Consider the following 714-nt stretch of genomic DNA (forward strand, 5'->3'; position numbering starts at 1 on the left):
GTGTACCACGTGTTTTTACGTCAATTATACGTCCTGTTTTATCAATTTTAAATTGCGTTTGAATAACTTGTTTTCCGTTTAATCCTAAATCAGTTCCAAGATCTGTATTAAATTTACGTTGAATGCGTTTATTAATTTTTTCAGACATGCATTTTTTACGTTCTAGGTTGTTTTTTGATTTTTCACAACCCGGATAAATTGGCACTACCTCAACAAAATCAAAAGGCAATGTTACTTCTTCATCTATATTAACCACAACCACATCATCAGGGTTTACTGGCGGGTTTTTATCTTCAATAGGTTCATCGGGTAAATCTAGAATATCCTTAGCAATATCAGTATCATCAGGCACTTCTTTAATTACCGATGCTTTCTTTTTTACTGCTTTATTAACAACTGGCTCTTCAAACTTAGGTTTTACGGGTGTTATTAAAGGAATTTCAATACTGTAAGTATCATCATCTACAATAAAATCACTGGCCAAATTGGGTATTTGGGTTTCAAATTTCATTTCAAAGAGGCCATATGCCATAAGTAAACACACTATCAACCCTACTTGAAAGTATAAGGTTGAGTTTTTTTGTAAATTTGCATCATGCTTGTGCGGTTTTTTCACAGCTTGAGCATTTTGCCGAATGCTGCTGTGAGATTCTTTACGATTTCTCATAATTATAGTTTAAATGTTAATATTATGATAAAATCACAATAAGCATA

1 protein-coding gene is annotated in these 714 nt (G+C 32.4%); it reads right to left on the reverse strand.

All coding sequences use genetic code 11. The features are described from left to right. On the reverse strand, positions 1-667 hold a 667-nt coding region (locus FUA24_RS04985), incomplete at its 3' end, for a hypothetical protein (protein ID WP_148540284.1). Positions 668-714 lie beyond the last annotated feature (47 nt).

This window comes from Seonamhaeicola marinus, from assembly GCF_008085455.1.